Annotated in this window: 20 protein-coding genes; 8 read left to right on the top strand and 12 right to left on the bottom strand. The window is 75.1% G+C overall.

The genetic code is table 11. The annotated features are described in order from the left end of the window. The first annotated feature begins 333 nt into the window (after positions 1-333). Positions 334-1506: an acyl-CoA dehydrogenase family protein gene (locus tag ACSNOH_RS10720; protein ID WP_436721025.1), complete on the top strand. Its 1173-nt coding sequence runs from the start codon at positions 334-336 to the stop codon at positions 1504-1506. 52 nt (positions 1507-1558) lie between these two features. On the opposite strand, the gene ACSNOH_RS10715 is transcribed toward ACSNOH_RS10720, so the two are convergent. Continuing rightward, positions 1559-1936 (bottom strand): hypothetical protein, encoded by a 378-nt coding sequence (locus tag ACSNOH_RS10715; protein WP_436721024.1) that lies wholly within the window; start codon positions 1934-1936, stop codon positions 1559-1561. A gap of 208 nt (positions 1937-2144) precedes the next feature. Here ACSNOH_RS10715 and ACSNOH_RS10710 point away from each other — a divergent pair, with 208 nt between their 5' ends. The 5 genes from ACSNOH_RS10710 to fxsA all read left to right on the top strand — a co-directional run bounded on the left by ACSNOH_RS10710 (position 2145) and on the right by fxsA (position 7955). Beyond that, positions 2145-2588, top strand: coding sequence for an Lrp/AsnC family transcriptional regulator (locus ACSNOH_RS10710; protein WP_030365423.1), 444 nt, complete (start codon positions 2145-2147; stop codon positions 2586-2588). Between the two features lie 64 nt (positions 2589-2652). After that, the gene (locus tag ACSNOH_RS10705; RefSeq protein WP_436721023.1) at positions 2653-4296 is read left to right on the top strand and encodes an amidohydrolase; all 1644 of its coding nucleotides are present in this window, start codon (positions 2653-2655) and stop codon (positions 4294-4296) included. Positions 4297-4812: 516 nt separating this feature from the next. Then, on the top strand, positions 4813-6540 hold the full coding sequence (gene lnt / locus ACSNOH_RS10700) for an apolipoprotein N-acyltransferase (RefSeq protein ID WP_436721022.1): 1728 nt from the start codon (positions 4813-4815) through the stop codon (positions 6538-6540). Then, complete coding sequence (locus ACSNOH_RS10695) at positions 6537-7295, top strand: polyprenol monophosphomannose synthase (protein WP_436721021.1); 759 nt, start codon at positions 6537-6539, stop codon at positions 7293-7295. The genes lnt and ACSNOH_RS10695 overlap by 4 nt, the downstream gene beginning before the upstream one ends. A 99-nt stretch (positions 7296-7394) precedes the next feature. Next, entirely contained in the window at positions 7395-7955 is a 561-nt protein-coding gene (gene fxsA, locus ACSNOH_RS10690) for an FxsA family membrane protein (RefSeq protein ID WP_436721020.1), read from the top strand. A 157-nt stretch (positions 7956-8112) separates the two neighbouring features. Here fxsA and ACSNOH_RS10685 read toward each other — a convergent pair whose 3' ends face one another. Together ACSNOH_RS10685 and ACSNOH_RS10680 are read right to left on the bottom strand one after the other, a co-directional pair. Then, positions 8113-8487 carry an RNA polymerase-binding protein RbpA gene (locus ACSNOH_RS10685; protein ID WP_121802548.1) on the bottom strand — a complete coding sequence of 125 codons (375 nt, stop codon included), beginning with the start codon at positions 8485-8487 and terminating at the stop codon, positions 8113-8115. A 256-nt stretch (positions 8488-8743) separates the two neighbouring features. Further along, complete coding sequence (locus tag ACSNOH_RS10680; protein ID WP_436721019.1) at positions 8744-9445, bottom strand: YczE/YyaS/YitT family protein; 702 nt, start codon at positions 9443-9445, stop codon at positions 8744-8746. A 152-nt stretch (positions 9446-9597) separates the two neighbouring features. Here ACSNOH_RS10680 and ACSNOH_RS10675 point away from each other — a divergent pair, with 152 nt between their 5' ends. Next, on the top strand, positions 9598-11121 hold the full coding sequence (locus ACSNOH_RS10675) for a PLP-dependent aminotransferase family protein (RefSeq protein WP_436721018.1): 1524 nt from the start codon (positions 9598-9600) through the stop codon (positions 11119-11121). Between the two features lie 762 nt (positions 11122-11883). Here ACSNOH_RS10675 and ACSNOH_RS10670 read toward each other — a convergent pair. Continuing rightward, positions 11884-13401 (bottom strand): hypothetical protein, encoded by a 1518-nt coding sequence (locus tag ACSNOH_RS10670; RefSeq protein WP_436721017.1) that lies wholly within the window; start codon positions 13399-13401, stop codon positions 11884-11886. A 37-nt stretch (positions 13402-13438) separates the two neighbouring features. Then, on the bottom strand, positions 13439-13633 hold the full coding sequence (locus ACSNOH_RS10665; RefSeq protein ID WP_030365431.1) for a hypothetical protein: 195 nt from the start codon (positions 13631-13633) through the stop codon (positions 13439-13441). Positions 13634-13985: 352 nt separating this feature from the next. On the opposite strand from ACSNOH_RS10665, the gene ACSNOH_RS10660 reads away from it, so the two are divergent. Then, a complete protein-coding gene (locus ACSNOH_RS10660; protein WP_436721016.1) occupies positions 13986-14399 on the top strand; it encodes an ankyrin repeat domain-containing protein in 414 nt (137 codons plus the stop codon). 114 nt (positions 14400-14513) lie between these two features. Here ACSNOH_RS10660 and ACSNOH_RS10655 read toward each other — a convergent pair whose 3' ends face one another. From ACSNOH_RS10655 to ACSNOH_RS10625, 7 genes are all read right to left on the bottom strand, one after another. Next, entirely contained in the window at positions 14514-16055 is a 1542-nt protein-coding gene (locus ACSNOH_RS10655; RefSeq protein WP_436721015.1) for an ATP-dependent DNA ligase, read from the bottom strand. A gap of 82 nt (positions 16056-16137) precedes the next feature. Further along, entirely contained in the window at positions 16138-17778 is a 1641-nt protein-coding gene (locus ACSNOH_RS10650; RefSeq protein ID WP_436721014.1) for a carboxylesterase/lipase family protein, read from the bottom strand. Positions 17779-17885: 107 nt separating this feature from the next. Beyond that, entirely contained in the window at positions 17886-18137 is a 252-nt protein-coding gene (locus tag ACSNOH_RS10645; protein WP_436721013.1) for a ferredoxin, read from the bottom strand. Positions 18138-18142: 5 nt separating this feature from the next. Further along, positions 18143-19333: a cytochrome P450 gene (locus ACSNOH_RS10640; protein ID WP_436721012.1), complete on the bottom strand. Its 1191-nt coding sequence runs from the start codon at positions 19331-19333 to the stop codon at positions 18143-18145. 121 nt (positions 19334-19454) lie between these two features. Then, entirely contained in the window at positions 19455-20837 is a 1383-nt protein-coding gene (locus tag ACSNOH_RS10635) for an FtsW/RodA/SpoVE family cell cycle protein (protein WP_436721028.1), read from the bottom strand. A 62-nt stretch (positions 20838-20899) separates the two neighbouring features. Further along, on the bottom strand, positions 20900-22351 hold the full coding sequence (locus tag ACSNOH_RS10630; RefSeq protein ID WP_436721011.1) for a sensor histidine kinase: 1452 nt from the start codon (positions 22349-22351) through the stop codon (positions 20900-20902). Beyond that, positions 22348-23031, bottom strand: coding sequence for a response regulator transcription factor (locus ACSNOH_RS10625; protein WP_436721010.1), 684 nt, complete (start codon positions 23029-23031; stop codon positions 22348-22350). Before ACSNOH_RS10625 ends, ACSNOH_RS10630 begins: the two co-directional genes overlap by 4 nt. Between the last annotated feature and the right edge of the window lie 173 nt (positions 23032-23204).

Genomic DNA, 23204 nt, shown 5'->3' with positions numbered 1-23204 from the left:
GGGGAGGCGCCCGGGAAAGCGGGGGGCTGGCATGAACGCGGGGCTGGCATGAACGCGCTAAGTGGTGCCAGGACCATAGAAGGTCTGGACCAGAGGGGTCAATGGTTTGGACCAACCCCGTTCACGACTCCGTCACACGGCCGTTGTCCCTGGTGCGCGACTTGTCAACCCGTGACGTCCGCCCGCCGATCGGGCATACTCCAAGCCGCCACAGCCGCAGGTCATCCGGTGCCGCGATCCGGCACGGGATCATCGGCTGGGGCATCCCCGGCAGCGGCGCCACACCCTTGCGCGCCCCTCGCCGCAGCGCCCGACAGGGAGGAGAGCGCCGCCATGACCGACCACGGCCCGCAGCCGGTGGAGCGACAGCTGCCCACCGAGGAGGCCCGCGACCTGCTCGCGCTCGTGCGCGACCTGGTGCAGCGGGAGGTCGAGCCCGTCGCGGCCGAGGAGGAGGAAGCCGGGCGCTTCCCCCGCGAGGTCTTCCGGCTGCTGTCCGCCTCCGGACTGCTCGCCCTGCCCTACACCGAGGAGTTCGGCGGCGGCGACCAGCCCTACGAGGTCTACCTGCAGGTCCTGGAGGAGCTCGCGGCCGCCCGCCTCACCGTGGGCCTCGGCGTCAGCGTGCACACCCTCGCCTGCCACGCGCTCGCCGGCTACGGCACCAAGCAGCAGCAGGCCGAGCACCTGCCGGACATGCTCGGCGGCGGCCTCCTCGGCGCCTACTGCCTCTCCGAGCCCTCCTCCGGCTCCGACGCCGCCTCGCTGCGCACCCGCGCCACCCGCGACGGCGACACGTGGACCATCGAGGGCACCAAGGCCTGGATCACCCACGGCGGCATCGCGGACTTCTACACCGTGCTGGCCCGTACGGGAGGCGAGGGCGCCCACGGCATCACCGCCTTCCTCGTCCCCGGCGACGCCCCCGGCCTCACGGCCGCGGCGCCCGAGCGGAAGATGGGCATGAAGGGCTCGCCGACGGCCCAGCTGCACTTCGACGGCGTGCGGGTGCCGGACGCCCGGCGCATCGGAGAAGAGGGGCAGGGCTTCGCGATCGCCCTGTCCGCACTGGACTCCGGGCGTCTGGGCATCGCGGCCTGCGCGATCGGCGTCGCCCAGGCCGCGCTGGACGAGGCGCTGGCCTTCACCGCCGGGCGGCAGCAGTTCGGCCGCCCGATCGCCGACTTCCAGGGCCTGCGCTTCATGCTCGCCGACATGGCCACCCAGATCGAGGCGGGCCGCGCGCTCTACCTCGCCGCGGCGCGGCTGCGCGACGCCGGCCTTCCGTTCTCCAAGCAGGCGGCGATGGCCAAGCTCTTCTGCACCGACGCGGCCATGCGCGTGACCGTCGACGCCGTGCAGCTGCTGGGCGGCTACGGCTACACGGCGGACTTCCCGGCCGAGCGCTACATGCGCGAGGCCAAGGTGCTGCAGATCGTCGAGGGCACCAACCAGATCCAGCGGATGGTGATCGCCCGTCACCTGGCGGGCCCCGAGAGCCACTGAGCGGCTGCGCGGCGGGCGGGCTCCACGCGGCCCGCCCGCCGGAAGCGCTCCGTCAGGACGGCCGGCGCATCTCCGGGACGCGGACCGGGCGCGAGCCGGGACCCCCGATGTGGGAGAACGGCTGCGTCCGCCAGTCCAGGCTCTCCGGCAGCGTGAGCATCAGCGCCGCGTCGAACTCCTGGCCGTCCGGCGACTCGTCCGCCGCGGCGGCGTCCTCCATGGCGCGGCCGGAGCCCGGGCACACGGTGAGCCCGAAGGGATTCCACGGCGAGGGGCACAGCGCGTGCTCGGGGAGCACGTCCTCGTCGGGAAGCAGCGCGATCGGGCGCGCGCAGTCCGGGCACGTCACCCGGAACATCGTGCTGGTGTCCACCTCATAGGGCTCGTACGGGCTGCCGTCGCCCTCGTTCAGGCGTTCCAGGCTGGGCATAGTCTTTCTCCCCCTCGGATTGGCCGGCCAGGCACCTCGGCCTCGGCCACAGCAAGCACTTCCCGCGTGACGAGCCGGGTAATCGCCGCATCACGGAGGACACGGGTGCATATCTGTGTTGTTCGTCACATGTCTTTGTGCCTGCTCGTGCGCCCCCGCGGAGCCGTCGACTGTGCCGCTCCGCCCCGGAACCAGTAGGTTGATCCGCGTGGAGGAGCTGGACAGAGAAATCGTGGAACTGCTCGTCAAGGACGGGCGGATGAGCTACACCGACCTGGGGAAGGCCACGGGCCTGTCCACCTCGGCGGTGCACCAGCGCGTGCGCCGGCTCGAACAGCGGGGCGTCATCCGCGGCTACGCGGCCGTCGTCGACCCCGAGGCGGTCGGGCTGCCGCTGACCGCCTTCATCTCGGTGAAGCCGTTCGACCCCAGCGCTCCCGACGACATCGCCGACCGGCTCGCCGAGATCCCCGAGATCGAGGCGTGCCACAGCGTCGCCGGCGACGAGAACTACATCCTCAAGGTGCGGGTCGCCACGCCGCTGGAGCTGGAGCACCTGCTGGCGCGGATCCGCTCCCTCGCGGGCGTCTCGACGCGCACGACGATCGTGCTCTCCACGCCGTACGAGGCGCGGCCGCCGCGGGTCGGCTGACGCCCCGCCGGAGGGCGGAGCCCCGGTTACGGGAAGGGGCGGGAGAGGGGAGAGACTGATCCCCATGACCGAGCCCCACGCATCCGAGGACAAGCCGCGCACCGTACTGCTGCGCAACGGCGACGTGCACAGCCCCGCCGACCCGTTCGCCACCGCCATGGTCGTCGAGCGCGGCGCCGTCGCCTGGGTCGGCTCCGAAGGAGCCGCCGACTCCTTCGTGGAGGGAGTGGACGAGGTCGTGGACCTCGGCGGCGCCCTCGTCACCCCCGCGTTCACGGACGCACACGTGCACACCACCGCGACCGGCCTCGCGCTCACCGGCCTCGACCTCACCGGCTCCCGCTCCCTGACCGAGGCCCTCGACCGGATCCGGGCGCACGCCGCCGCCCGCCCCGCCGAGGGCGTCCTCCTCGGCCACGGCTGGGACGCCAGCGCGTGGCCCGAGCAGCGCCCCCCGTCCCGCCGCGAGCTGGACGAGGCCACCGGCGGCCGGCCGCTCTACCTCACCCGGTCCGACGTCCACTCGGCCGTCGTCACCACGGCCCTGCTCGACCTCGTGCCCGGCCTCACCGGCCTGGACGGCTACGCCCCCGAGGCGCCGCTGACGGGCGACGCCCACCACGCCGTGCGCGCCGCCGCGCACGCCGGCATCACCGCCGCCCAGCGCGCCGCGGCCCAGACCGCCGCGCTCGACCGCGCCGTCTCCCTCGGCATCGGCTCCGTGCACGAGTGCGCCGGGCCGCAGATCTCCGGTGCCGACGACTTCACCGGGCTGCTGCGCCTGGCCGCCGGCCGCCCGGGCCCGCGCGTCGTCGGCTACTGGGCGGAAGCCGTCGCATCCGCGAACGACGCGGACCGCATCCGCGACCTCGGCGCCGTAGGTGCTGCCGGCGACCTCTTCGTGGACGGCTCCCTCGGCTCGCACACCGCGTGCCTCCACGAGCCGTACGCCGACCTGCCCGGCAGCACCGGCACCGCCCACCTCGACGCGGCCGCCGTCGCCGCCCACGTCGTCGCCTGCACCGAGGCCGGCCTTCAGGCCGGCTTCCACGCCATCGGCGACGCCGCGCTGACCGCCGTCGTGGAGGGCGTCCGCGCCGCGGCGGACAAGCTCGGCCTGGCACGCATCCGCGCCGCCCGGCACCGCGTCGAGCACGCCGAGATGCTCACGCCCGAGCACATCGCGGCCTTCGCCGAGCTCGCCCTCACCGCGTCCGTGCAGCCCGCCTTCGACGCCGCCTGGGGCGGCGACACGGCCATGTACGCCCAGCGCCTCGGCATCGAGCGGGCCCGCACCCTCAACCCGTACGCCGCCCTGCTGCGCGCCGGCGTGCCGCTCGCCCTCGGCTCCGACAGCCCGGTCACCCCGCTCGACCCGTGGGGCACCGTCCGCGCCGCCGCCTTCCACCGCACCCCCGAGCACCGCATCTCGGTCCGGGCCGCGTTCACCGCGCACACGCGCGGCGGCTGGCGGGCCGTCGGCCGCGACGACGCGGGCGTCCTGGTGCCGGGCGCGCCCGCCGACTACGCGGTCTGGCGGGCCGGCGACCTCGTCGTGCAGGTGCCGGACGAGCGCGTGGCGAGCTGGTCCACGGACCCGCGCTCGGGCACCCCGGGCCTGCCCGACCTGACGCCCGGCACCGAGCTGCCGGTCTGCCTGCGCACGGTCGTCGCCGGGCACACCGTCTACGAGCGTCCGAACGAGTGACCCCGCGCCCGGTGCGTACCGCCGAACGATGAGAGACCGGCCTGTCGCCGCCCGTGATCACTCGCCGTACTGACCTGCTGATTTAGTGCATACCACCAGGTCACAGAGGTGTTGACAGGGTCCGGGCGGCGGCCGGTAGGTTCTGCGGAGTCCACCACAGGACGTCCGGCCGGGGCACTTCCACACAGTCGTCGAACGCCGCTGGGCCATGGGGCGGTGCGCCGGGGAGCGGTCACCGCCACTGGCAGCCAGGTTCCAGCGCACGGGGGCGAGGGAGGTGCCGCCGGGCCGGCAGGTGCGACCCGGGTGGGGCCCGGACGTTCAGTAGACAACGGCTCTCGGTCGACCCGCAGCCAGCGGGGCCCGGGCCGGCCCGAAGGACGCCGGGCCCCCATTCGCCCCACCCGTTTCTCCAGTGCCTTCCCTCGGCCCTGCGCGCGTACCCGGAGGCGGGCACGGCGCCCCCGGCGAGGTACCGTCGGGCTCACACCCCCACGTCAGCAGGAAGGCTCGCCCGTGCCCCCGGGTCCCGAAACCACCGCCGGAGCCGCCGAGGCACCCGCCCCCGGCGACGAGCGCGGCCCGGCCGCGCCGCAGGAGGCCGCACCCGCCGCCGGTGAGGCCGCGCCCGCCCCGCAGGCGCGCCCCGGCCGCGCCGTGCGCCTCGCCCGGCTCGCGCGCCGCGAGGCGGCCCGCACCGGGATCGCCGCGCTCTGCGGCGTCGCGTTCGCGCTGTCCTTCCCGCCCTACGACGTGTGGCCGCTGTCGATCGCGGCCGTCGCCGCGCTGGCCCTGCTGACGCGCGGGCGCACCGCCCGCCAGGGCGCCTGGACCGGCTTCGCCTTCGCCCTCCCCTTCTTCTTCGTGCTGCTGCGCTGGCTGCGCGTCGTCGGCTACGACGCCGTGACCGGCCTGTCGATCGCCGAGGCCCTGTTCGTGGCGGCCCTCGGCGCGGCCCTCGCCCTCGTCTCCCGGCTGCGCGCGTGGCCGCTGTGGGGCGCCTGCCTGTGGGTCGCGCAGGAGCTGGCCCGCGACCGGCTGCCGCTGGGCGGCTTCCCCTGGGGCCGGCTCGCCTTCGCCAACACCGGCTCGCCCTTCACCCCGCTCGCCGCGCTCGGCGGCGCCCCGCTGGTGAGCTTCGCCGTCGCCCTCGCCGGAGGCCTCCTCGCGTACGCCGTCACCGCCGCCGTGAACCTGCGCACGGCCCCGGGGACGGGCGGCAGGCTCCGGGCGGCCCTGGCGGGCGTCGAGGCGCTGGCGCTGGCCGCCGCCGTCCTGCTCGCGGGCTACCCGGTGCCCGTGCCGGTGAAGGCCGACGACGAGGTCAAGGTGGCCCTCGTCCAGGGCAACGTCCAGCACGCAGGCATGGACTTCCTCGGCCGCCCGATGATGATCCTCGACAACCACGCCGAGGCCACCCTCCAGCTGGCCCGGGACGTCAAGGCCGGCCGCGTGCCCCGGCCGGACCTGGTCATCTGGCCGGAGAACTCCTCCGACCTCGACCCCTTCCAGTACCCGCAGGCCTACGACCGCATCGACGAGGCGGTCAAGGCGATCGGCGTGCCCGTCCTCGTCGGCGCCCTGGTGGACCACCCCGGGCAGAGCGGCTACATCGACAACAAGGGCATCGTCTGGGACCCGAAGACCGGCCCCGGCGCCTCCTACGCCAAGCAGCACCCCGTGCCGTTCGGCGAGTACGTGCCCTTCCGCAGCGCCCTGAGCAAGGTCATCACCCGCCTCCAGCGCGTCCAGCGCGACTTCTACCCCGGTGACCACACCGGAGTGATGCGGATCGGCCCGGCCCGGCTCGGCGACGTCATCTGCTTCGAGGTCGCCTACGACGAGATCGTCCGCGACACCGTCAAGGCCGGCGCCCGCGCCCTCGTCGTCCAGACCAACAACGCCACCTACGGCCGGACCGGCCAGCCCGAGCAGCAGCTGGCCATGTCCCGGCTGCGGGCCGTCGAGCACGGCCGCGCCGTGGTCACCGTCGCCACCAGCGGCATCAGCGCCGTGGTCGCCCCGGACGGCACGGTGCAGCAGCGGAGCGAGGAATTCACCCGCGACGTGATCAGCGCCACCCTGCCCCTGCGGGACGGGACGACCCTCGCCGACCGCGCGGGTGCGGCGCCCGAATGGGCGCTCGCTATGGTGGGCCTTCTGTCCTGTGCGGCCGCACTCCTGATCGGCCGTCGGGCACGGACGGACGAGCCGGATCAGCCGGAAAAGAGAGGCCAGCAGTGAACGACGGGCAGCGGAGATTCGGTCCGCTCGGCACGACCTTGGTGATCATCCCGACCTACAACGAGGCGGAGAACATCAAGAGCATCGTCGGACGGGTGCGGTCGGCCGTGCCGGAGGCGCACGTCCTCGTCGCCGACGACAACAGCCCCGACGGCACCGGCAAGCTCGCCGACGAGCTCGCGGGCGACGACGACCACGTCAAGGTCCTGCACCGCAAGGGCAAGGAGGGCCTCGGCGCCGCCTACCTCGCGGGCTTCCGCTGGGGCCTCGACCACGGCTACGGCGTCCTCGTCGAGATGGACGCCGACGGCTCCCACCAGCCCGAGGAACTGCCCCGCCTGCTCACCGCCCTCAAGGGCGCCGACCTGGTGCTGGGCTCCCGCTGGGTGCCCGGCGGCCGGGTCGTGAACTGGCCGAAGTCGCGCGAGTTCCTCTCCCGCGGCGGCTCCACGTACTCCCGGCTGCTCCTGGACGTGCCCATCCGCGACGTCACCGGCGGCTTCCGGGCCTTCCGCCGGGAGACGCTGGAGGGCCTCGGCATGGAGGACGTGGCCTCCCAGGGCTACTGCTTCCAGGTCGACCTGGCCTGGCGGGCCGTCAAGGCCGGCTTCCACGTCGTGGAGGTCCCCATCACCTTCGTCGAGCGCGAGCTCGGCGACAGCAAGATGAGCCGCGACATCGTCGCCGAAGCCCTGTGGCGGGTCACCTCCTGGGGCGTCGGCTCCCGCGTCGGCAAGGCCCTCGGCCGCAAGTAGCCAGGTGGGCCCGGAGGGCCCGGTGGGCGGCGTGCCGGTGCCGTAAGCGGCCCATAAGCGCCGCCCCCGGCTTCGCCGCAGGCCAGGCACACTTGAGGCATGACGTTCGGAGCACAGCAGACGATGAACGGCCGCCCGCCGCAGCGGCGGCGCGCCCGCAGGCTCATCCCTCTCGGAGTGGCCGTCTGGGCCGTCCTGGAGATCTGGCTGCTCACGCTGGTGGCCGGTGCCGCCGGCGGGCTCACCGTCCTCGCCCTGCTGGCCGGCGGCGTCGTCCTCGGCTCGTACGTGATCAAGCGGGCGGGGCGGCGGGCCTGGAAGCGGCTCACCGTCTCCCTGCAGCCCGGCGGCGCGACCGCCGAGCCGGACGGCCGGGACACCGGCGGCAACGCCCTCACCATGCTCGGCGGCCTGCTGATCATCCTGCCCGGCCTGCTCTCCGACGCGGCCGGCCTGCTCTGCCTCTTCCCGCCCACCCGCGCCCTGCTGCGCCGGGCGGGGGAGCGCCGGCTCAGCCGCCCGGCGGCCCCCGGCACGCTCGGTGACGCCTTCCAGCCGGCGAGGATGCACCAGCCCGGCGGCAAGGTCGTCCAGGGCGAGGTCATCCGTGACGACGAGCCGCCCGCGCCGCGCCCGGGCGGCCCGCAGCTGCCGCGCTGAGGGATTCCTTGCTTCGGGCGCCCTGAGGAGTCCTCGCCTTCGGGGGCGCCCCGAGGGAGTCCTCGCCTTCGGGGCGTCGGAGACGCAAAAGGGCCCGGGCCACTGCTTCGGCAGCGGCCCGGGCCCTCTTGTACTGCTTTTACTGCGTGGAGCCCGCTCAGGCGGACTTGCGGGTGTCCCGCGGATGAACGGCGATGTTCATGGCGCCGGAACGGAGGACGGCCAGCCGCTCGGCCAGCACCTCCTCCAGCTCCTCACGGGTACGCCGCTCCATGAGCATGTCCCAGTGCGTACGCGCCGGCTTGCCCTTCTTCTCCTCAGGACCGTCGCCGTCCACCAGGAGTGACACGGCGCCGCACGCCTTGCACTCCCACTCCGGCGGAATCTCCGCCTCTACCGAGAACGGCATCTCGAATCGATGGCCGTTCGGGCATGCGTACTCCACCGCCTGGCGCGGGGCCAGATCGATGCCGCGGTCGGTCTCGTAGCTGGTAACCACAAGTCGCGTGCCGCGGAGAGCTCGCTCACTCATGAATCGTGCCTCCCGGGCTTAGTCGCCCACAGGACAGGTGTCGCTGTCGTCGTCATCCGGTCAACGTCCGGTCGGCGGTGAAGATTCCCGTTGAGGGACATGCGTCGCCCGTCGTGCCGCCCCTTGTTGTACCCACCAACGCCCGTTTTGTCACATCTGGCAACGGATGTCACCCTGCGTTTCTGTCGCTTTAGCGTGCAGTAACGGTTCGTTCGGTGGGTCGAAGGCGTACACTACCGGGCCGCTTCCGCCCGGCCTAAACCAGGTCCGGAACTTTGTCCGCACCCGGCGCCGCAACGGCCGGAACCGATCGCTCCGCAAGCGCGAAGCGGCGCAGGAAGAACTGCGACAGCGGGCCGATCGCCAGGGCGTAGAAGACGGTGCCCGCGCCCACCGAGCCGCCCAGTACGAACCCCGTCGCCAGCACGACGACCTCGATGCACGTCCGCACCAGCCGCACCGAGCGCCCCGTGCGCCGGTGCAGGCCCGTCATCAGGCCGTCCCGCGGGCCCGGGCCGAACCGCGCCGAGATGTAGAGCCCGGTGGCCGCCGCGCACAGCACCACCGAGAAGCCCAGCAGCGGGATCCGCACCCACAGCGACCGCGGGTCGGGCGCCACGCTCAGCGTCGCGTCCATCGCCAGCCCGATGACCAGCACGTTGGAGACCGTCCCCAGGCCCGGCCGCTGCCGCAGCGGGATCCAGAGCAGCAGCACGAGCGCGCCGATCGTGATCGACGCCGCGCCGATCGAGATGCCGGTGTGGCGCGCGACGCCCTGGTTCAGCACGTCCCACGGCGCGAGCCCGAGCCCCGCCCGCAGCTGCAGCGCGCCGCTCACCCCGTACAGCGCGAGCCCGGCGTACAGCTGCAGCAGCCGGCGGGCGAGGGACGCCCCCTCCGGCGCCCCCTCCGGCGTCCCTTCCGGTGATCCCTCCGACGGTCCCCCTGATGCGGACAACGGTTCCTCCTGACGGTCGGCGCGGCCCGGGAAGGCGCGCGCGGCAAACGGAACGGCCACCCGCAGTGGTGCAAGTGGCCTGCCGCATGTCAGTCTGGGGAACAGGTGGACGCATGATCCATGGCCAATCGCCGAAAGGTGGACCGATTCAGATGAGTCATTGGACCTCGTCGGTGGGCGCGCAGAAGCTCGCGCGCCTCCTCGGCTCGCAGCGGGACCGCGAGGCGCAGGGCGGCCGCGGCACGGTCACACCGCTCGGCGGCCGCCGTGCCCCCGCCTACCGCTCCCTCGCCGACGGCATCCGCCTGCTCGTCCTCGAAGGGCGCGTCCCCGTCGCCGCCCGGCTGCCCGCCGAGCGGGAGCTCGCCGCCGCCCTCTCCGTCAGCCGCACCACCGTCGCCGCCGCCTACGAGGCGCTGCGCGGCGAGGGCTTCCTCGAGTCCCGGCGCGGCGCCGGCAGCTGGACCGCGGTCCCGGCGGGCAGCCCGCTGCCCACCCGCGCCCTGGACCCGCTGCCGCCCGAGGCCGCCGGCTCGGTCATCGACCTCGGCTGCGCCGCCCTGCCCGCCCCCGAGCCCTGGCTCGGCCGCGCCTTCCGGGGCGCGCTGGAGGAGCTGCCGCCCCACGCCGCCACCCACGGCGACTACCCCGCCGGGCTGCCCGCCCTGCGCCAGGCGGTCGCCGACCGCTACACCGCCCGCGGCGTGCCCACCATGCCCGAGCAGATCATGATCACCACGGGTGCCATGGGTGCCGTCGCCGCCATCTGCCGGCTCTTCGCCGGCCGCGGCGAGCGGGTCGCCGTCGACTCGCCCTCGTACGCCAACGTCCTCCAGCTCATGCGCGAGGCCGGTGCCCGGCTGGTGCCCGTCGCCATGGGCGACGGCCTCGCCGGCTGGGACCTGCCGGCCTGGCGGCAGGTGCTGCGCGACGCCGCCCCCCGCATGGCCTACGTCATCGGCGACTTCCACAACCCCACCGGCGCCCTCGCCACGGAGGAGCAGCGCCGGCAGCTCGTCGAGACGGCGCGCGCGGCGGGCACGCTGCTCGTCGCCGACGAGACCATGGCCGACCTCTGCCTGGAGCCCGGCCTGGAACTGCCGCGGCCCGTCTGCGCCTTCGACCCCGCCGGCAGCGCCGTCATCACCGTCGGCTCCGCCAGCAAGTCCTTCTGGGCGGGCCTGCGGATCGGCTGGGTGCGGGCCGCGCCCGACGTCATCCGCAGCCTCGTCGCCGCCCGCGCCTACGCGGACCTCGGCACGCCCGTGCTCGAACAGCTCGCCGTCACCTGGCTGCTGACCACCGAGGGCTGGGACGCGGCGGTCGGGATACGGCGCACGACGACGCGCGAGAGCCGCGACTCGCTCGTGGCGGCGGTGCGGCGCCATCTGCCCGACTGGGAGTTCACCGTGCCGCGCGGCGGCCTCACGCTGTGGGTCCGCACCGGCGGCCTGTCCGGCTCCCGGATCGCCGAGGCGGGGGAGCGGCTCGGGGTACGGGTGCCGTCCGGCCCGCGCTTCGGGGTCGACGGCGCCTTCGAGGGCTACGTCCGGCTGCCGTTCACCGTCACGGGCGCGGTCGCGGAGGAGGCCGCGTCCCGCCTGGCGGAGGCGTCCCGCCTGGTGGCGAGCGGCGCGACGGCAGCGGTGGAAATGCCCCGCACGTACGTGGCCTGACCGCGGACCGGCCCGCGGCGCCGACGCCGGGCGCCGGGGCGGCCTTGGGCGCGTACGGCACCGCCGGCTGCCGCCGCGGGGGTTGGGCGCCGCTGCGGCGGCATGGGGTTGCGGGGTCCGGCCGAGGTGGCGGTTGCACTTTGTCTCCGCCGCGACGGCGAGCGACCGGCGACGTCGTTTCCGGCGGTGCCGGTCCGGCGCGGGCTGGGTGCGGCACCGCCGGCTGCCACCGCGGGGGTTGGGCGCCGCTGCGGCGGCATGGGGTTGCGTGGTCCGGCCGGGGTGGCGGTTGCACTTTGTCTCCGCCGCGGCGGCGAGTAACCGGCGATGACGTGTCCGGCGGTGCCGGTCCGGCGTGGGGTGGGGTGCGGCACCGCCGGCTGCCGCCGCGGGGGTTGGGCACCGCTGCGGCGGGACGGGGTTGCGGGGTCCGGCCGAGGTGCCGGTTGCACTTTGTCTCCGCCGCGGCGGCGAGTAACCGGCGACGTCGTTTCCGGCGGTGCCGGACCGGCGTGGGGGTGGGTGCGGCACCGCCGGCTGCCGCCGCGGGGGCTGGCCGCCGCTGCGGCGGGATCGGGTTGCGCGGTCCGGTCGAGGCGGCTGCCGGGTCTCGTCTCCGCCACGAGTGCGTGCAGTCCTGGTCTGCGGCGGACGCTGTGTCTTCCCCGCCGCGGCGGCGAGCAACCAGCGACGACGTGTCCGGCGGTGCCGGACGGTCTGGGGCGAGGGCGGCGCCGCCGGCCCCCGCCGCGGCGGTCCGTGCTACGTGGGTGCCGGGGCGTGGTCCGGCGGCAGGAGGGCCAGGACCGCGCGGCGTTCCTGGTCGGACGTTTCCTCGTCGTACGGGTCGGGCGTCGCCGGCACCTGCATCCGGTGCACCGGGCCCGAGCCCAGCCGGGCGTAGCCGCGTCCCGGCGGCACCTCCAGCGGGGGCGTGGTCCGCGGCGGGGCGCCCAGCACGGTCCGCACCTGTTCGTCGGTGACGGCGCCCAGGAGCACGCGGGCGCGCGTGTGCGTGAGCACCTCCGCGTCCAGCAGGGCGGAGCTCTCCAGCTGTTCGCCCACGACGACCGTGACGTTCGCGATCCGCCCGTGCCGCAGCGGCACCCGCAGCAGCTCCTGGGGGTCGGGCCGGCCCGCCCCCGCGGCCAGGTGGCCGAGCGAGGCGGGCCGGTCGACGACGATCCACAGGGGGCGGCGGACGTCCTCCGGCGCCCGGTACCCCTCGTGGCGGGCGCGGTTGGCCGTCATGAGCCGCCGCTCGGTCTCGTGCGTGGCCCACTCCAGGGCGGCGAGGGCGCCGGTGGCCGAGGACTCGACGGCCAGCACGCCGTCCCGGCCGCGGAGGAAGGAGAACTCGCCGGAGCCGCTGCCGTCGACGGCGAGCACGTCGCCCTGGTGCAGGGCCTGCAGCGCGAGTGAGCGCAGCAGCGTGCTGGTGCCGGCCGCGGGCCGGCCGAGGACCAGCAGGTGCGGCTCCGTGGAGCGCGGTCCGGTGCGCCACAGCACCGGCGGTTCGTCGCGGCGGCCGGTGCCGTGGAAGACGGGCAGCGTGCGGTGCACCGTACCCGGGTCGGTGAAGCCGAGGACGGCCTCGCCGGGCGCGGTCACGAACCGCTGGGCGACGATGTCGGCCGGCAGCGCCGGGAGCGCGTGCATCCGCAGGCGGTTGGCCTCCTCGTCCCAGTCGAAGCGGTACTCGCGCCCCCGCCCGGCCTTCGTCCGCAGCAACTGCTCGATCCTGGACCGGGCTTCCGGCTCTCCGTCGGTGAAGTAGGCGGGGTAGCGCAGCTCCAGGGAGACGAGCCGGCCCGCGTGGTCGAAGGAGTGGGCGGTGAACGCCTCCTCCCGGTCGCCGTCGTGCGCGTAGAGCGGCGCCGGGTCCTCCGGGACCGAGAGGTACGGCACGAGGGCCTCGTACAGCGCCTGGAGCCGCTCGTCCTCGCTCTCGCGCACCGTCTCGTGCGCGGAGTCGCGGTCGCGGCCGGCCCAGGCCGCCACCGTCATCAGGACGACGCCGGCGAGGACCGGCCCGTACGGCACGAGCGCGACGATGGCCGTGCACGAGCCGGCCAGCAGCAGCGTCGGGCCGCGGCGGTCGCCCGGCGTCTCCAGCCACTTGCGCCACACCCCGGCGGCCAGGACGCGCAGGCCGCGCGCGATGACGCAGAGCGGGTGGAATATGTCGGCCGCGCCGTCGGCCGCCGTGCGCGCGAGCTCCTGACCGCGGGCGACGGGCCTGCCGCCGGCCAGGGCGCGGGGGAGCTGTCGTGGTGCCACGTCGGTCTCCTCCTGCGGGTGTTGGCGGCGGGTGCGGTCAGAACTTGAGACCGCCCAGGAGCCCCGCGAGGCTGGCGCTGCCGGCCCTGATGCTGGGGGCGATGGCCGTGCTGGAGAGGTAGAAGCCGAAGAGGGCGCAGACGATGGCGTGGCTGGCCTTCAGGCTGTCCTTGCGGAAGAACAGGAAGACGATGACACCGAACAGCACGACGCCGGAGATGGACAGAATCATGTTGGTTCTCCTGAGCGGGTCGAGGGGTTCACCATGAGCTCCTCAGGACTCACAGAAAGTATTAATGCGACGAAAAGACCTCGCAGTTCGATCAGTTCGCTCAGTGGGCGCTTTCCGTGACCACGGGAGGGCGCGGCAGGAGGCTGCAAAAATGCAAACCACCTGACGGGGCCGGGGGTCGCGCCCCATACACCGGCACCGGCCGGTTGCGGAGCATCCCGCGCAGGTGTCCGGCAATTCACCCGAACGGGCGCGTCCGTGCCTGCCGGACAGCGCGCGGCACCCGTACATAGGGTGGGGGCACACCGATATCGCGTGCACCCATGCGAACCGACCGGAGGACCGCGGACCCATGAGCGACCAGACCCCCGAGACCGAGCCCGCCCACGACCCCGAGGTGCTCCAGCTCGCGGCCAAGGTCTTCGACCTGGCGCGGCACGGCGACACCGACACGCTCGCCGCGTACGTGGACGCCGGCGTGCCGGCCAACCTCACCAACGACCGCGGCGACTCGCTGGTCATGCTGGCGGCCTACCACGGCCACCTGGACGCGGTCGTGGCCCTCCTGGAGCGCGGGGCGGACCCGAACCGGTCCAACGACCGCGGGCAGACCCCCCTCGCGGGCGCCGTCTTCAAGGGCGAGGACGAGATCGTCCGCACCCTGCTGGCGCACGGCGCCGACCCCGCCGCCGGCGCGCCGTCCGCCGTCGAGGCGGCGGGGGTCTTCGGGCGGCAGGACCTGCTGGAGCTCTTCCGGGGCGAGTGAGCCCGCCGTCGCCGTTCCGGCGGCGACCGGACCCGTCCGCGACGGCCGGTCCGGCACCGCCGGCCCGGCCGCTCGTGGCCGATCACCGTTGCGGCGGCAGTGATGCCGCCACCCTCAACCCGTAGCGCCCAGCGCCAGCACCGTTTCCACCGTGTCGGCGTCCTCCGCCCGCTTGTCCTCCCGGTAGCGGACGACCCGCGCGAACCGCAGCGTCACCCCCGCCGGGTACCGGGAGGACCTCTGGATGCCGTCGAAGGCGACCTCCACCACCAGCTCCGGCCGGACCCGCACCACGAAGCCGTCGTCGCCGGTGGCCAGCTCCCGCAGCCGCTCCGTCTGCCACGCCAGCATCGCGTCCGTCATCCCCTTGAACGTCTTGCCGAGCATGGCGAACGTGCCGTCCGGCCGCCGCGCGCCCAGGTGCAGGTTCGACAGCTTGCCCGTGCGGCGGCCGTGCCCCCACTCCGCCGCCAGCACCACCAGGTCCAGCGTGTGCACCGGCTTCACCTTCAGCCACGCCGAGCCCCGCCGTCCCGCCGTGTAGGGCGCGGCCAGCGCCTTGACCACCACGCCCTCGTGGCCGCGCCGCAGCACCTCCTCCGCGAAGTCCCGCGCCGCGGCGCGCTCTTCGGCCTCCGCCGGGTCCGCGACCACCAGGCGCCGCACGCGCAGCGGCCCGGGCACCACCCGCGCCAGCTCCGCGTGGCGGCCGGCCGTGGGCAGCGCCAGCAGGTCGCGGCCGTCCACGGCCAGCAGGTCGAAGAAGACCGGCGACAGCGGCACCGTCACCGCCGCCCCGGCCACGTCCAGCCGCGAGCCGACCCGGCCCGCCGTCTCCTGGAACGGCCGCGGCCGGCCTTCCGCGTCCAGCGCGATCACCTCGCCGTCCAGCACGGCGGAGGACACCGGCAGCTCCAGCGCCACGCGGCACAGCTCGGGGAGCCGCTCGGTGACCTCCTCCAGCCGGCGCGTCCAGATCCGTACGGACCCGCCGTCCCGGTGCACCTGGACGCGGATGCCGTCGAGCTTCTCCTCGACGGCGCACGGCCCGAGCCGGTCCAGCGCCTCGTCGACGTCCGCGGCGGTCTGCGCCAGCATCGGCTGCACCGGGCGCCCGACCTCCAGCCGGAAGTCCGCCAGCGCCGCCGGGCCCCGCGCCAGCAGTTCCCCGGCGACCGCGGCGAGCGAGCCGCTCAGCATCACGGCCCGCCGCACCTCGGCGGGGTCGGCTCCGGCGGCGGCCGCAAGGCCCTCGGCCGCGGCCGCGTCCAGGGCGCCCTGGCGCAGCTCCCCGCCGAGCAGGCCCCGCAGGAAGCGCTGCTCCTGCGCGGTGGCCGCGCCCATCAGCGCGCCGACCAGGCGGCGCCGCTCGGCCTGCGCGCCCTTGCCGGCGACCGCGGCGAGGGCGCCGACCGCGCGGTCCACCTCCGCGACCGTCAGCACCGGCACGGCCGCGGGCGCCGGGAGGTCGCGCAGCACGCTCCATCCGACGCCGACCCTGCCCTGCGGCAGCCTCCCCGACAGGTACGTCAGGGCGATGGGCGCCTCGTGCGGGTCGGCGCCGCGGAAGAGACCGGCCAGCAGGGCGGTCTTCTCCGACCGCGCGGACGTCGCGGCCATCTCGGCGGACACGCGGGCGACATCGGCCAGGAGCATGTCTTCCAATGTGACCGCTGCGGCGGCGGGCCACCACCCGGGCCCGGGGAAGCCCCGGGCCCCGGAGCAGACCGGGCGAGGCCTACCGCTGCCGCTCCCAGAACGCGCAGTGGTGGGCGGCGCCGAAGTCGGCGGGCCGGATGCCGCCCGCGCCCGGCGCGAGGGACAGCGTGAGCGGGTCCCGGTCCCGGAAGAGCGGCCAGCGCGGGGCACCGGGCGCGTTCGGGTCACCGGTGCGCGCGAAGCGCGTCCAGTAGCCGGTCATCCGGTCCGACAGCGCGACCTGGGCCTCGGTCAGCGGCTTCTGCAGGGGGAAGGCGGTGAACAGGTAGGCCAGTTCGAAGGCGTGCGAGGCCCCGTAGGGGAAGCCGGGGCGGACCGGGATCCCCTCCACGAGGGGCGCGTCGCGGTCGGCGAACTCGTAGGCGTACGTGGGCACGCGCCCGGCCAGCGCCTTGTTCGCGCGGTACGACCCGCACGCGAACGTGGCGTCGGTGAGCAGCGCCGACCAGGCCAGCGCGGGCGTGGGGTAGGCGGACAGGGGGTACTCCGCCGCGACGGCGTCCGCGGACGCGCCGAAGGAGTCCGTCAGGCGGGCGCGGTAGTCGTGCTCGTTCCGCAGCGGGTACGTGTCCAGGTTGATGCCGACGAACAGCCGCATCTCGTCGCTGGTCGAGCCCTGGACCACCGGCACCCGGTGGAAGCGGCCGGCGGCCAGCGCGCGGTCCGGCGCCTCCGGCAGCAGGGCGTTGCCGTAGGCGGGCGTGCTGAAGAGCTGCGACAGTTCGGGCGTCACCAGCTTCTCCGCGCTCATCCCGCGCAGGCAGTCCAGCGCTCCGGGCCCCCGGCAGCCGAGCCGCGCGGCCGCGGCGGCGCCCGCGTCCTGGACGGCCTTCTGCGGCGCGGAGAAGGAGAAGGCCGGCGTGCCGGGCACGACGGCGCCGCGGGGGAACGTCGTGGTGCACGAGCCGCTCTGCAGCACGGCCTTGTGGAAGAGGCCGGCCGCGGTGGGCGAGGTGAGCTGGGCACAGGTGCTGATCGCGCCCGCCGATTCGCCGAACAGGGTCACGTTGTGCGGGTCGCCGCCGAAGCGCGCGGCGTTGGCCCGCACCCAGCGCAGGGCCGCCTGCTGGTCGGCGAGGCCGAAGGACGGGGCGTCGCCGAGCTCCGGGTGGCCGAAGAAACCGAGGGCGCCCAGCCGGTAGTTGAGGGTGACGACGACGGTGCCGCCGCGCGCTGCCAGCCGCCCGGCGTCGTACTCGCTGCCGGAGCCGCCGGTGAACCCGCCGCCGTGCACCCACACCATGACGGGCCGGCCCCGCTCCGGGGCGCGGCCGGCCGGCGCGGTGACGTTGAGGTACAGGCAGTCCTCGGAGCCGGTGAGCGACCCGGGGCCGAACACCGGCAGCTGCAGGCACTTCGGGCCCGGCGCGCCCGCGTCCCGCACGCCCTCCCAGCGGCGTGCGGGCTGCGGCGCGCGCCACCGCAGCGGGCCGGTCGGCGGGGCGGCGTACGGGATGCCCTCGTACGTGGCGTACGTGCCGTGCGACCTGCCGCGGACGGGGCCGTGGTCGGTGCTCACGACGGGCTCGTCCTGCGTACGGGTCCGCTGTCCCGGCGGCGCGGCGGCGGCGACGGAGGTGACGGAGGTGACGGACAGCAGCGCGAGGAGGAGGGCGAGGAGCGCCCCGCCTCTGCGGTGCGGGAGCCGGACATGCTGCATGCGGATGTCCTTTCGGCCGGCGGGCGCGTGGTCGGGCCCGGGCACCGGGGTAGGTACCCATCGCGGCCCGCCCGTATCTCCGCACCGCACCATTACCGGCCGTCACGTCATGGCCGGGGCCCGATGACCTCCGTCCCCTCGGTGACGGTGATGGCCGCCGCGGGGCACGAGTCCGCCGCGTCCAGCAGCGCCTCGTCCGGGCCCGTCGCCGCTCTCAGCGGCCGGGACCGCTCGTCCTCCAGGTGGAAGAAGTCCGGGGCGAGGGCCGCGCAGATCCCCGAGCCGATGCACGCGCTCCGGTCCACGGTCACCCGCCAGGCCCCGGCGCCCGCCGCCGCTCCCGCGCTCGCGTCCGGCACGGGGCTCACCACGCCACCGGCATCGAGCGCGGCCCGCGGACCAGCATGCCCGTCTTCCACACGACGTCACCGGCCAGGCGGAGCCCCGGCAGCCGCAGGACCAGGGCCCGCAGCGCCTCCTGCAGCTCCAGCCGGGCCAGCGGCGCACCGAGGCAGTGGTGCACGCCGTGGCCGAAGCCGAGGTGCTGGTTGCCTTCGCGGCCGATGTCGAAGGCCTCCGGGTCGGCGAACCGCCCGGCGTCCCGGTTGGCCGCGCCGACGGCCACCAGCACCGCCTCGCCCTTGCGCACCAGCGTCCCGCCCACCTCGGTGTCCTCCAGGGCGTAGCGGGCGAACGACGCGCCCGCGCCCAGCGGGACGAAGCGCATCAGCTCCTCGACGGCGGCCGGCAGCAGGCCCGGGTCGTCGCGCAGCCGGGCCAGCTCGCCGGGGTGGCCGAGGAGGGTGAGCACGAAGTTGGGGACCTGGGTCGCGGTGGTCTCGTGGCCGGCGACCAGGATGCCCACGCACAGGTCGATAAGCTCCAGCTCGGAGAGCCGGTCGTCCACGTCGCGCGCCTCGATCAGGGCCGTCATCAGGTCGTCGGCCGGGTGCGCGCGGTGCTCGCCGATGAGCCCGGCCATGTAGGCCCGCAGCTCGTCCCGGTTCGCCGTCTTCTCCTCGGCGGTCAGCGAACTCGTCGTCAGCGCGGCGTCGCTCCACTTGCGGAACCGCGGCCGGTCCTCCAGCGGCACCCCGAGCAGCCGGCAGATCACCGCCACGGGGATGGGCAGGGCGTAGTCCTCGACCAGGTCGGCGGGCGGGCCCGCCGCCACCATCGCGTCCACCAGGCCCTCGGCGAGCGCGCGCACGTCCGGCCGCAGCTTCTCGACCCGCGGCGTCGTGAACGCCTTGGTGACCAGCGTGCGCAGCCGGGTGTGGTCGGGCGGGTCCATGCTCAGCAGGCCGGTGTCGCGCGGTCCCTCGCCGCGGCGCGGCTCGTCGTGGTGGACGCTCTCGGCGCGGCTGAACCGCCGGTCGCCGAGGACGAGCCGGGCGTCGGCGTAACGGGTGACGAGCCAGGCGGGCTCGCCGTACTCCATGCGGACGCGCAGCAGGCCCTCGCCGCGGCGCGCTTCCGCGTACTTGCCGGACAGCTCCAGTCCGGCGGGGTCGTTGAAGGGATAGGCGGTGGGCTCGTCGTGGGCGATGGACATCCTGGCGCCTCTTTCCTGCCTGGTCTTCTTGCGATTCCCTGGCTCCCCCGCACCGTCGCGGCCCGCGGCCGCGACGACCCCTCAAGCCTCCGCAAAAATGGGTGCCTCAGTCAACAAGGCGTCACCCGGCCGGCCCCGCGGCGCGGGCCCGGCCCGCGCTGTCGCTGATGCGTATCAGCAGCGCCACCATCAGCCAGTTGGCGACGAGCGAGGAGCCGCTCTTGGCGAGGAACGGCAGCGCCTTGCCGGTCAGCGGGATCAGGCCCAGCACCCCGCCCGCCACGACGAAGACCTGCAGGGCCAGGGCCGCCGAGAGCCCCACCGCCAGCAGCTTCCCGAACGGGTCGCGCAGGGCCACCGCCGTGCTCAGGCCCCGCTGGGCCAGCAGCGCGTAGAGCATCAGCACGACCATCGTCCCGGCCAGGCCCAGCTCCTCGCCGACCGTGGTGAGGATGAAGTCGCTGCGGCCGGCGAACCCGATCAGATCCGGGTGGCCCCGGCCGAGGCCGGTGCCCGTCACGCCGCCGCTGCCGAAGCCGAACAGCGCCTTCGCGAGCTGGTCCGAACCGGCGCTCTGGCTGTGCAGCGCCGCGAACGGGTGCTGCCAGGCGTCGATGCGGCCCTTGACGTGCGGCTCGGCCGAGCCGACCACGACGGCGCCCGCCGCCGCCATCAGCACCCCGCACAGCACCCAGCTGAACCGCTCGGTCGCCGCGTACAGCATCACCACGAACAGCCCGAAGAAGATCAGCGACGTGCCCAGGTCACGCTCGAAGACGAGCACCAGCAGGCTCAGCACCCACACGGTCAGGATCGGCGCGAGCTGGCGGCCCGGAGGCAGCCGCACCCCCAGCACCTTGCGTCCCGTGAGCGCCAGCGCGTGCCGGTGGATCACCAGATAGCCCGCGAAGAACACCGCGATCATCGTCTTGACGAACTCGCCCGGCTGGAACGACAGCGGGCCGACGAAGATCCACCGCTTGGCGCCGTAGGTGTCGCCCGGGAAGAACGCCGGGGCCATCAGCAGCACCAGCGCCACGGCCATCGTCAGGAAGATGTAGCGCTGGAGCCTGCGGTGGTCCGGCAGGACGATCAGCAGCGCCACGCACAGGGCCACGCCGATGACGGTCCACATCAGCTGGCCCGAGGCCGTCGGGGGCGAGGAGTAGCGCGCGCCGTACGAGAAGTCCAGCCGGTACAGCAGCACCAGGCCGGTCCCCGACAGCAGCACGGCCAGCGGAAGGATCAGGGGATCGGCGTACGGCGCCCAGCGGCGCACGGCCAGGTGCGGCACCAGCGCGAGGCACACCATGGCGCCCGCGAAGCCGGCGAAGCCGCCCGGGACCCGGCCGGCCGTCGCCAGGCCGGTGTAGACGTAGCCGAAACAGCTGATCAGCACGGCCAGGCCGAGCAGCAGCGCCTCACGGCTCCGCCGCGCCGCCGCCGACGGGCCCCGCGTCCGCACGCGGTGCTCGTCCCTGCCGTCGAGGTGCACGGAATCCACGGTCACACCGCTCACTATCGGCGGTCCGGGCTGAAGAAAACCTGAGATTCCTGAACGAACTTTCAGGAATCGGACGCACTGCTCGATGCGGCGCCCGGCACCGGGAAGCGCGCCACCAGCCGCGCTCCCTGCCCGTCCGGCGCCACGGCCAGGGTCCCGCCGTGGGCACGCGCGATCTCCCGCGCGATGGCCAGGCCCAGCCCGCTGCCGCCGCTCTCCCGGTCGCGCGCCGGGTCCAGCCGCACGAAGCGCTCGAAGACCCGCTCGCGCTCGTCCTCGGGGATCCCCGGCCCGTCGTCGGCCACCTCCAGCACCGCCTGCCCCGCCGCCTCGTCGAGCGACGCCGTGATCACCACCCGCGAGGCGGCGTGCCGCAGCGCGTTGTCGACCAGGTTCGCCAGCAGGCGCTCCAGCTGGCCGGTCCGTCCGCGCAGCGGCACCGGGGCGCCGGCGCGCACGCTCACCGGCACCCGGGGCGCCGGCCGCCGGGCCGCCTCCTCGGCCGCCAGCAGCGCGAGGTCCGCCGGCTCGGCGGGCGCCATCGGCGCCCGCGCGTCGAACCGGGCCAGGAGCAGCAGGTCCGCCGCCACGTGCTGCAGGCGGACGGTCTCCTCCAGCGCCGCCCGGACGGCCGCGGGCGGCGGCCCGCCCGGCGCGGCCAGCGCGACCTCCAGCCGCGAGCGCACCGCGGCCACGGGGTTGCGCAGCTCGTGCGAGGCGTCGGCGACGAACTGCCGCTGCCGGCCGACCGCGAGCTCCAGCCGGTCCAGCGTGGCGTTGACCGTACGGGCCAGCTCGGCCACCTCGTCGCCGGCCGTCGGCACCGGGACCCGCCGGTCCAGCGCGCTCGCGGTGACGGCCGCCAGCTCCGTGCGGATCGTGGTCACCGGCCGCAGCGCCAGCCCCGTCACCGCCCACGCGATGGCCGCGGCCAGGGCGATCAGCGGCGGCGCGCCCGCGAGGAGCCCCACCGCGACGGCGTGCACGGCGCCGTCGACGTCGTTGAGGACGGTCAGCGCGTACACGTACCGCTCGTGCCGCTCCCCGCCCGGCCCCGGGGGCGGCGCCGAGGCACGCACCGCCACCACGTCGGCGCGGCCGGGGTCGTGGGCCCGGCCCCGCTCGCCGCCCGCCGCGCGCGCCCCGGAGAGGATGCGGTGGGCGGAATCCCGGCCGGCCTCCGGGCGGATCGGCGCCAGCTCCTCGGCGAGGGCCTCCGCGGACGGCCGCGTCGTCGCGACCACCCGGCCCTTCGCGTCCAGGACGAGCACGACGTCGACGCCCGCGCGCGGCGACGCCAGCAGCGACGGCAGCTCCCCGGCGTCCGCCTGCGCCGCCACCTCGCGGGCGGCCAGCTCGGTGCGGCCCGTCGTGGTGTCCAGCAGGTTGGCGCGCAGCACCGTGTACAGCCACGTGCCGCCCACGCCGAGGACCACCGCCATCGCCAGGGCCGCCGCGGCCGCGCACCGGCCCCGCAGCGTACGGGGCAGCCGCAGGGACGGGGACGGGGTCACGCGGCCCCGCCGGCCGGGTCGATGCGGTAGCCGGTGCCGTGCACCGTCACGATCGTGCGCCGGCCGAACGGCGCGTCGATCTTCTTGCGCAGCGAGGAGACGTAGACCTCGACGATGTTGGGATCCGTGCCGCCGGGGAAGTCCCAGACCTCGTCCAGGATCTCCCGCTTGGCGACCGCCCGCCCGGCGTTCTCCAGCAGGCAGCGCAGGACCGACAGCTCACGCGCGGTCAGCTCGATCTCCTGCCCGCCGCGCAGGCAGCGGCGCGCCGCGGGGTCCAGCACCAGGTCCCCCGCGCGCAGCGGCGCCGCCGCCCCGGGGCCGCGCCGGCGGCCCAGCGCCCGCAGCCGGGCGAGCAGCACCACGAAGGAGAACGGCTTGGAGAGGTAGTCGTCCGCCCCCGCGTCCAGCCCCTCCGCCTCGTCGTACTCGCCGTCCTTCGCGGTGAGCATCAGCACCGGCGTCCACTGGCCGAGCCCGCGCAGGCGCCGGCAGATCTCGTAGCCGCTCAGCCCCGGCAGCATCACGTCCAGGACGATCACGTCGTACACGCCGGTGAGCGCCGCCGTAAGGCCCTGGTGGCCGTTGTGGACGACGTCCACCAGATGGCCCTCGGCGGCCAGGCCGTGCCGCAGCGAATCGGCCAGTCCGGCCTCGTCCTCCACTATCAGAATGCGCACGCCCCAAGCGTCACATATGCCACCAGAAGCACTTGCGGCGCGCCCTTCCGGGCTCGCGCGTGATGTCCCGCACACTCGGAGACAGGGCCGTAACCGCCTGATGACCGCCGGGTTGACCCGGGGGAGAGCACGACGCACGCACCCGACCTCACAGGACGGAGCAGTGGTACATC

This window comes from Streptomyces sp. URMC 127, assembly GCF_051386535.1.
Taxonomy (GTDB): Bacteria; Actinomycetota; Actinomycetes; order Streptomycetales; family Streptomycetaceae; genus Streptomyces.
Note: the sequence above shows the minus strand (reverse complement) of the source record. Positions and strands in the feature narration are given on the sequence as shown.